Origin of the sequence: Ramlibacter cellulosilyticus (assembly GCF_014297465.1) — a bacterium.
Classification (GTDB): Bacteria; Pseudomonadota; Gammaproteobacteria; order Burkholderiales; family Burkholderiaceae_C; genus Ramlibacter; species Ramlibacter cellulosilyticus.
On record NZ_JACORT010000010.1, the window covers coordinates 173,630 to 182,190 of the forward strand.

An 8,561-nucleotide genomic window follows, 5' to 3' on the forward strand; every position below is an offset into this window, starting at 1 on the left:
CGGCTTCGCCCGGGCGCTCAGCGCGCCGCCGGGCGCGTGTAGGAGGCCGGCGTCACCAGCTGGCGCAGCTCGGGGAAGTCGACGCGGCAGCGGATCCCCGCCGGCACCCTGCCGCCCGCATTGGGCATCTCCAGGCGCACGCCGAAGGTGCCGCTCGCGGTGTCGAAGACGCTGTCGATGACCTTGACCGTGGCCGCGTGGCTGCCGCCCAGGCCCTCGGGCACCACGGTGGCGGCCTGCTGCGGCTTGAGCTTGCCCCAGGCGGCCAGCGGCAGCACCACCTCCACCCGCAGCGGCTCCACCTGCACGAGCTTGAGGATGGGCTTGCGGCCGGTGCCGGACTCGGCCAGGTCGCCGGGGTTGAGCATGCGGTCCAGGACGACACCGTCGAAGGGGCTGCGCAGCACCCGTCGATTCAGCAGGTCCTGCGCGTGGCGCGCATCCAGGATGGCCTGCTCCTTGTCCTCTCGCGCGGCGCGCAGCTCCGCTTCCAGGATCCGCTTCTCCGCCTCCGCCTCGTCGCGCGCCTGCACGGACACGAACTTCTGCGCCTCCAGCTGCGCCTGCCGCTCCAGCTTCTTGTGCGCGTAGTCCAGCCGGTTCTGCGCCGACTGCAGCCGCCCCTGCGACTCGGCGCGCACGCGGGAGAGCTGCACCGCGGACGTTTCCGCCGCCGACTCCAGCTGCACCAGCACCTGCCCGGCGCGCACACGGTCGCCGCGCTGCACGTTCACCTTCTCGATGATGCCTTCGACCGAGCTGCGGACCTCCACCATCTGGTAGGGCTCGATCAGGCAGTCGAAGGGATTGGCCGCCGCGGCGCCGCAGGCGAGCAGGCACGCCATGGGAATGGAGGACTTCATTCGCTTCTCCCGGTGAACGCCAGCAGCTTCTGCAGCTGCCGGTCCTGTTTCAGGTTGGCCATGCGGATGCCGTGCTGGCGGCGCTCCGCGGTGTGTTGCGCGTGGCGGCGCAGTGCGGCGAGCAGCGGCCCCGGCAAGCGGGTGCCGGCCTGCAGGGCCCGGGCGACGGCACCCGCGAGCCGCGGCGCGCAGAGGCGGAAGATCTCGTCTTCCAGCGACACGATCGCCTGGCAGCTGCCGGGGTCGCCCTGGCGGGCGCAGCGGCCCACGAGCTGGCGGTCCACGCGGCGCGAATCGTGGTACTCCGTGAGGATCACGTGCAGGCCGCCGGCAGCGGCCACGCCCTCGCCCAGCTCGATGTCCGTGCCGCGTCCGGCCATGTTGGTCGCCACGGTGATGCGTCCCGGCTGTCCGGCCAGGGCCACCACGGCGGCCTCCTCGTTGTCCTGCTTCGCATTGAGCAGCGCGTGCGGCAGGCCGCGGGCGCGCAGCACCGCGCTGACCTGTTCCGAGGCTTCCACCGAGCGCGTGCCGATCAGCACCGGGCGCCCCGCACCGCAGGCGAGCGCTTCCGCCGCATCGGCCACGCGCTCCCACTTGCGCGCCGTCGTGCCGACGAAGGCGAAGCCGTGGTCGATGCGGCGCGAAGGCTTGCGCAGCGGCACCCTCGCGGTGTCCAGGCCGTACACCACCTTGATCTCGCGCGCGACCTCGGCGCCGGTGCCCGTCATGCCGGAGAGGTGCACGTAGCGCCGGAACAGCCGCTGGTACGTGAGCCGCGCCAGCGTGTCGCGGCGCGCGGTAGGCTCCAGGCCCTCCTTCAGCTCGATCATCTGGTGCAGGCCGCGTTCCCAGGACCGGTCGGGCATCACGCGGCCGGTGGACTCGTCGACGATCTGCACCTTGCCTTCGACCACGACGTAGTGCTGGTCGCGGCGGAAGAGGTGCAGCGCGCTCAGCGCCTGCTGCACGAGTTCCTCCCGCCCGCGCACGGAAGTCCACGGCCCGTCCAGGTCCGCCGCGAACGCGTCCAGCCGTTCGCGCCCCGCGTCCGTGAGGTGGATGCTGCGCTCGAAGCCCTCGCAGGCGAAGTGCTCGCCCTCGGCGAGCGCGCGCGCGAAGTCCAGGGCCTCGCGCCCATGCTGCGCATCCTCGCCTGCATCCACCGTGGCCGACAGGATCAGCGGCGTGCGCGCCTCGTCGACGAACACGCTGTCCGCCTCGTCGACGATCGCGTAGTAGAGCCCGCGCAGCACCGTGCCCTGCTGCGCGGGCCCGTGGCCGGCGAGCCGGCGCACCGACTGGTGCAGGCGCGTGCCCTTGCCCTGCAGCGCGACGCGGTCGCGCAGGTAGTCGAACGCGAGCTCCTTGTTCGTCGCGTAGGTGATGGCCGCCGCGTAGGCCTGGCGGCGCTCGTCGCGCGGCATGCCTTGCACGACCACGCCCACGTCGAGGCCGAGGAAGCGGTACAGCGGCCCCATCTTCTCGGCGTCGCGCCGCGCGAGGTAGTCGTTGACGGTGATCACGTGCACCGGGTAGCCGGCCAGGGCCACCGCGCAGGCGGGCAGCGTCGCACAGAAGGTCTTGCCTTCCCCGGTCGCCATTTCCACCAGTCGCCCGCGCAGCAGCTCGTAGCCGCCGTGGAGCTGGGTGGCGAAGTGGCGCTGGCCGATCGTGCGCCCCGCGGCCTCCCGCACGAGGGCGAAGGCCTGCGCGACCTGCTCCAGGCGGAAACCCTCACGCCGCAGTTGCGGCCGCAGCGCGGCGGCGCGCGCCCGCAAGGCCTCGTCGCCCAGGCGCTGCAGCTCCGGCCCGAGCGCGTCCACCCGCTCCACGAGCCGGCGCGCATCTCCGCGCAGCACGTGGAGGTGCCGGCGCAAGGGCGCGAGGGCCGTCGCATCGAGTGCCTGCGCCAGCCGGTCGTGCCAGCCCTCCTCGCTTTCCGCACGCTCCGCATACGGACGCCCCGAGGCGAACAGCGCGGGCTGGAAGGGAAGCGCGCGGCTGCTAGACATGGAAGTGCGACAGGAAGGCGCGGCGCAGGGCGCGCAGCCACTGCTGCCCGAGCGGCTCGTCGGGATGCTCGAAGCGGACGTGCAGCCGTTCGCCGTAGAACAGCGGCACCGGCGCGCCGCCGGTCTCGACGGCCACGTCGAACTGGAAGGTGCGCTCCAGGGTGCGGGCGCCGCGCGAATCGCGCCCGTCGGTGGCCAGCTGGCCGCCCCCTTCCGTCGCCAGCGCCTTGCTGGGCAGGTACTCCTCGCCCGCGGGCACCTCGCGTTCGATGCGGCCGGGCAGCGCGCGGTCCGGCGCATGCGCCATGCGGACCTGCACGCCGGTGACGGCGGTGCGGACCACGTCGGCGGCCTCCTGCGGCGCCACCACGCGCGCCAGCGGCCGCGGCCGGTCGATCACGTAGCCCAGGAGGTCGCCTTGCCGGTGGAAGCGGCCGGGCAGGTCCTCGCCGCGCAGCAGCAGGAAGGTGCCGTCGGTGCCGGCGCGCACGGCCAGCAGCGCGAGCTTCTCCCGCGCCGAGAGCAGGGCCGCGCGCTCGGCGGCCAGCTGCTCCTGCACCATCGCCGCGCGGGCGCGGTCCGCCTGCATGGTGGACAGGTACACGGCCTCCAGTTCCGCGACCTTCGCTTCCGCGACGCGGGCCGCGGATTCCAGCGCGGGATTGCGCACGTCGACCAGCAAGTCGCCCTGCCGCACCGGCGTGCCCGATGCCACCAGCACGCGTTCCACGAAGCCGTCGTGGCCGGCGCGCACCAGCGCCGAGTGCGGCAGCCACGCGACGCCTTCCAGCACCGTGCGGAAGGGCGCCGGGACGGCGAACAGGAGCAGCGCCACTGCCAGCACGAACCCGCCCGTGACGCCCCACACGCGCGTGCGCCGGGTCCGCAGGCGCGGGCCGGCCAGGTGCTGCACGCCCTTGACGAGCGGCACGAGGGCCATCATGACGACGGCCCACAAGGCGAGCAGCACGCCGATGAAGAAGAACTGCTGCGCGATGAACAGCGCGATCGCCACCGTCACGAGGATGCGGTAGATCGTGGACAGCACGGCGTAGCCGGCGAGCCAGGCGGCCGTGCGCGCGCCCTCCTCCGGCGGCTCGGCATCGCGCAGGCCGAACACGTACCGGTCCAGCAGCCACGTCCAGTAGCGCGTGGCGCGCGTGGCGAGGTTGGGCATCTCCACGACGTCCGACAGGATGTAGTAGGCGTCGTAGCGCAGCAGCGGGTTGCCGTTGAACAGCAGCGTGGAGACCCCCGCGATCACCATCACGTTGAACAGGATGGCGCGCAGCAGGCCCGGCTCGACGAGCAGCCAGAAGTAGAAGGCGACGGCCGCGAGGAACAGCTCCACGCCCATGCCCGCGGCGCCGACCACGGCCCGCTGCCAGCGGGAGCGGAACACCGACGAGGCCGAAGCTTCCACGTAAGGCACGGGCATCAGCACCAGCAGCACGATGCCGACGTCGTGGACCTCGCCGCCCCAGCGCTTGCAGGCGGCGGCGTGGCCGAACTCGTGCAGCGCCTTGATCACGGGGAACACGAGCCACAGCACCAGCAGGTTGTGCGTGGCGAGCACGCGGTCGGAGAAGTTGCCGGTGAGCTCGTCCCAGTGCGGCGGCACCATGATCGCGGCCGGCACCACCACGGCGAGCCACAGCAGCGCGCCCCAGCGGCTCCAGAGCAGGTCGATCGCCGGCCGGATCGCGTTGAGGAAGCGGTCCGGGTCCAGCAGGTGCAGCCGCCACGCCATCGGGTTCATCCAGCTGCGCCGGCGCGCCTGCTTCTCCTGCCGCTGTCCGCGCTCGAAGAGCTCCGCCACGTCGGGCGTCGCGTCGCTTTGCAGCAGGTCGGCGCCATGCAGCTGGCCGAGGAGCTGGATGATGTCGTCCTGCGCCGGCGCGTCCTCGCCGAGCTGCCGGTTCGCGAGCTCCCACAGCTGCTGCACGCTGCGCTCGCCGTCCATGGCGGCGATGAGGAGCCGCGCGGCGGGCGTGAAGCGGTGCACGCGGCCGCTCACCGGGTCCTGCAGCAGGTACCAGAGCTCGCCGCGATAGCGCATGCGGTGCAGCCGCGCGTGCGTGCGCAGCCGCGGCTTCAGCCCGGCGACGCGGTACCACGAGCTGGAAAGCAGGGGCGTCGCCATCTCAGGTCACCCAGCGCCACAGGGCGAGCTGCACCCATTCGACGAAGGTATGGGTCCAGGTCCACAGCAGCTTGCGTTCGCCGACCTCGATCTTGCCCACGCCCTCCATGCCCGGCCGCAGGCGCACGGAAGCGCTGTCCAGCTGCGCCTCGACGCGGAAGAAGTTGTGCCCGTCCTGCGCCGTGGACACCGGCGTCACGTTGCGCACGGTGAACGGCAGGCGCTCGTACGGCATGCCGGCCAGTGCGATCTCGCCGCGCTGGCCGACGGCGACTTCGCCGATGTCGCGCTCGTCCACGTTGAGGATCACGCGGTAGCGGTCCAGCGGTGCCACCTCGAACAGCACCTTGCCCTGCTCCACCGGCGAGCCGAGCAGCTGGCTGAGGTCGCCCACGACCACCAGCCCGTCGAAGGGGGCCGACAGCGTGGAGCGCGCGAGGCGCTCTTCCACCAGTGCGAGCTGCGCCCGCGCCTGTTCCTCCTGCGCCGAGGAGATCGCCATGGCCGCGCGGTCCGATGTCGCCGCGGCCTGGCGGTAGCGGCGCGCCATCTGTTCGGCCTCGGCCAGCCAGCGGGCGCGCTCGAGGCGCAGGTCGCGGTCGTCGAGGCGGGCGAGCACCTGGCCGGCGCGCACCGACTCGCCGGCACGGACGTGGCTCTCGGCCACGTAGCCCTGGAACGGCGCCACGATGGAACGCTGCACGGCGCCTTCGATGGCCACCTTCGAGGCCACGCGGTACTGCGTCGTCGCGAGCGCCAGCACGGTCGCCACCGCCAGCACGACGAGCGCGACCAGCTTCAGGCCGGGGTGGCGCGGGCCGAACAGCATGGTGGCGCCGCGTCGCCAGGCGCCAACGGTGCGCTCGGTCCAGGGCATCTCGGCGCGGCGCTTCATGGCGAACACCGGGCCGAGCAGTTCGCCGGCGGCTTCGCACAGCAGGAGGTCCTCGGCGCCGAAGGGCTGCTCGCGCCGGCGTTCCAGCGTGAGCACGCCCACGGTGTCGTTGTCGTCCGCGAGCGGCACGGAGAGCACGGAGACGTCGCCGCGCGAGGCCGACAGGGTCGCGTGCGCAAGGCCGCCCACGGCATCGGCTGCCAGGGGCGGATGGACGAAGGACTGCCCGAGGTCCGGCACCTCCTCCATCGCCTCGGCGAGCAGCCGGACGAAGTCCGTGCGGCGATCGAAGGTGGCGGTGTGGGAGATCGCCTCCACCTCGCAGCGGTCGTGGCGCACCAGCCCGATGGCCACGCGCTCGCACCCCAGGCGCCCCGCGAGGTCGTTGGCGACGGCGAGCGCCGACGCGCGCAGCCCGGCGTCCTGCATGGCCGTCGCGAGCACCTCCTGCGCGACTTCCAGCCGCTGCGCCCGCGCCTCGACCCGGAGCGCGGCACGCTGCCGGAACTCCGCCACCAGCCAGGCGCTGCCCCAGTGCAGCAGGCGCAGGGCACGCTGCACCTCGGCCTCCGGCCGCGGCCGGATCTCCATCACGACGGCCCCGTGCAGGAACCCGTCGACTTCCACCGGATAGCCGATGAGCGTGCTCGCGGCACCCGGCTGCGCCGCCGCGCCTTCCTCCACGACGCCGCGCCGCTGCTGCAGCGTGCTTTCGGCGAGCGGCGCCAGGTGCCGCAGGTTGTGCGACGCATCGGGCCAGCTCGCGACCGGGCTGTACTCCCCATCCTCGCCGAGGAGCACCAGCGCGCCCGCGACGCGGTCCACCTGGCCGCACAGGATGGCGAGCCAGCCGGCGCAGAACTCCGAGAGGCTTCCCGGCGCGGAGAACCGCGCCCAGGCCGCGGATTCCTGCTTGGCCTGGGTGTCCGCCAGCGAATAGATCGAGGCTCCGCTCATCGTGCATGCGGGCGCCGCGGCGCCCGTCCCTCGCTACAGCCCGTCCTGCAGGGGCTGGTCCTGCATCACTTCGCGGCCGCGGCCTCGCGCTCCTCCGCCGCCGGCGCCGTGTCGGGCGCCGCGGCCTCGGGCACGCTCAGCACCAGCTTGTCCTTCACCGAGACGAAGTTGCGCAGGGACTGCAGGTGCAGGTAGACCAGCTCGAGTTCGTCGGTGGCGGCGAGCTGGGCGAGCGTCTCGGGCGGCAGCGCCTTCAGGCGCTTGCGGTCCACCGCATGGAAGCCGGTGAGCGACATCTTCTGGCCGTTCGCCAGCGTGAACTGCGCCTGCATCGGCTCCAGCAGGTCCAGCTCGGCGACCTTGCGGCAGAACGCCTGCGTGCGGTTGAACTGCGCGGTGTACTCCTGCAGGAAGCGCAGCACGTTGTCGACGTAGGGCGTCTGCTTGCCTTCGGCGTCGAACAGCGCGTTCCCGCGGCCCTGGTAGTTCAGGCCCTGGAAGGCCTCGTCGACGCACAGCGTGAAGGTCTTGCCGTCGCCCTTGGCCGCGAACACGAAGGGATAGCGGCGCACGAAGGCGGGGACGTAGCGGGCGTTCCAGCTGCCGTCCTCCTTCAGGTACAGGTTCTCCTCGGAGCGCGCACCCAGGATCACCACGGGCACGACCTCGTCGCCGCTCTTGGCGAAGACGATCGCGTACTCCGCCGCCGCGAGGGGGAACTCGACCGCCGTGAGCGGCACGGAGTTGATCTTGCGCGCGAAGCCGAAGCCCTTGCCCGGTTCGATGGCGGCCTTGCCATGCCGCCCACTCGAGACGGGTACGGCGGTTTCGTAGATGAGCAGCTGGGTCGTCATGGGGGAACTCCTGTCGAAGGTGGGCCGCCTCGGGCGGCCCGGTACGAACAACGGGCGGCGCGCGCTTCTCCTAGTGCACGGTCACCCTCTTTTCGGCTTCCGCCGCGGGCAGCGCCTCCGCCGCCGCGAACGGCAGGCGATGGTGCAGGGACTCGAAATTGCGAAGCGAATGCAGGTGCAGGTACAGCAGCTCCAGTTCGTCCTGCGCGGCCAGGGAGGCGAGCGCGTCACCCGGCAGGGCCTTCAGGCGCTGCCGGCCCACGGCCAGGAACCCGCCGAGCGACAGCGGCATGGTTCCCACCGTGAAGCGCGCCTGCATGGGTTCGAGCAGCTCCAGTTGCTGCAGCCGCTCGCAGAAGGCGCGCGTGCGGGCGAACTGCGCCCGGTACTCCTGCAGGAAGCGCAGCACCCGCCCCACGTATGGCGACGGTTCGCGCGCCGGCGTGAACAGCGGCTCGCCGCGCCCTTGCCGGTTGAAGCCGGGGAACGCCTCGTCCACGCACAGCACCATCTGCCGGTCCCCGGCGGCGGCGGAGAACACGAAGGGGTAGCGGCGGACGAAGGCCGGGATGTACCGTCCCAGCCACTCGCCCTGTTCCGTCACCATCAGGTTCTCCTCCCGGCGCAGGCCCAGGACCACGGCCGGCCACAGCGAGGCACCGGACTGGACGAAGACGATCGGGTATTCGCCCGCCGCGGAGCGGAACTCCACGGCCGTGAGCGGCACGGAGTTCACCCCGCGGCAGAACCCGTAGCCGCGCATCTCCACGAAGCACTCCGCATGTCGCGCGCCCTGCACGGGCACGGCGTCCTCGTAGAACAGCATCTGCACGG

Annotated in this window: 6 protein-coding genes; all 6 read right to left on the reverse strand. The window is 72.5% G+C overall.

Annotated features, from left to right (window positions below; translation table 11 throughout):
* Window positions 1-17: 17 nt before the first annotated feature.
* On the reverse strand, window positions 18-863 hold the full coding sequence (locus tag H8N03_RS21110; protein WP_187078199.1) for an efflux RND transporter periplasmic adaptor subunit: 846 nt from the start codon (window positions 861-863) through the stop codon (window positions 18-20).
* Window positions 860-2,878: a preprotein translocase subunit SecA gene (locus tag H8N03_RS21115; protein ID WP_187078200.1), complete on the reverse strand. Its 2,019-nt coding sequence runs from the start codon at window positions 2,876-2,878 to the stop codon at window positions 860-862. The genes H8N03_RS21110 and H8N03_RS21115 overlap by 4 nt, the downstream gene beginning before the upstream one ends.
* Window positions 2,871-5,021: a site-2 protease family protein gene (locus tag H8N03_RS21120; protein ID WP_187078201.1), complete on the reverse strand. Its 2,151-nt coding sequence runs from the start codon at window positions 5,019-5,021 to the stop codon at window positions 2,871-2,873. Before H8N03_RS21120 ends, H8N03_RS21115 begins: the two co-directional genes overlap by 8 nt.
* A 1-nt stretch (window position 5,022) precedes the next feature.
* Entirely contained in the window at window positions 5,023-6,873 is a 1,851-nt protein-coding gene (locus H8N03_RS21125; protein ID WP_187078202.1) for a GAF domain-containing protein, read from the reverse strand.
* Window positions 6,874-6,938: 65 nt separating this feature from the next.
* Window positions 6,939-7,727: a SapC family protein gene (locus H8N03_RS21130; RefSeq protein WP_187078203.1), complete on the reverse strand. Its 789-nt coding sequence runs from the start codon at window positions 7,725-7,727 to the stop codon at window positions 6,939-6,941.
* A 70-nt stretch (window positions 7,728-7,797) separates the two neighbouring features.
* The gene (locus H8N03_RS21135) at window positions 7,798-8,559 is read right to left on the reverse strand and encodes a SapC family protein (protein ID WP_354005158.1); all 762 of its coding nucleotides are present in this window, start codon (window positions 8,557-8,559) and stop codon (window positions 7,798-7,800) included.
* Window positions 8,560-8,561: the final 2 nt, after the last annotated feature.

Bases quoted from the DNA above. Each gene is read 5' to 3' on its own strand.
- H8N03_RS21110 (WP_187078199.1), bottom strand. From the start codon at position 863: ATGAAGTCCTCCATTCCCATGGCGTGCCTGCTCGCCTGCGGCGCCGCG.
- H8N03_RS21115 (WP_187078200.1), bottom strand. From the start codon at position 2,878: ATGTCTAGCAGCCGCGCGCTTCCCTTCCAGCCCGCGCTGTTCGCCTCG.
- H8N03_RS21120 (WP_187078201.1), bottom strand. From the start codon at position 5,021: ATGGCGACGCCCCTGCTTTCCAGCTCGTGGTACCGCGTCGCCGGGCTG.
- H8N03_RS21125 (WP_187078202.1), bottom strand. From the start codon at position 6,873: ATGAGCGGAGCCTCGATCTATTCGCTGGCGGACACCCAGGCCAAGCAG.
- H8N03_RS21130 (WP_187078203.1), bottom strand. From the start codon at position 7,727: ATGACGACCCAGCTGCTCATCTACGAAACCGCCGTACCCGTCTCGAGT.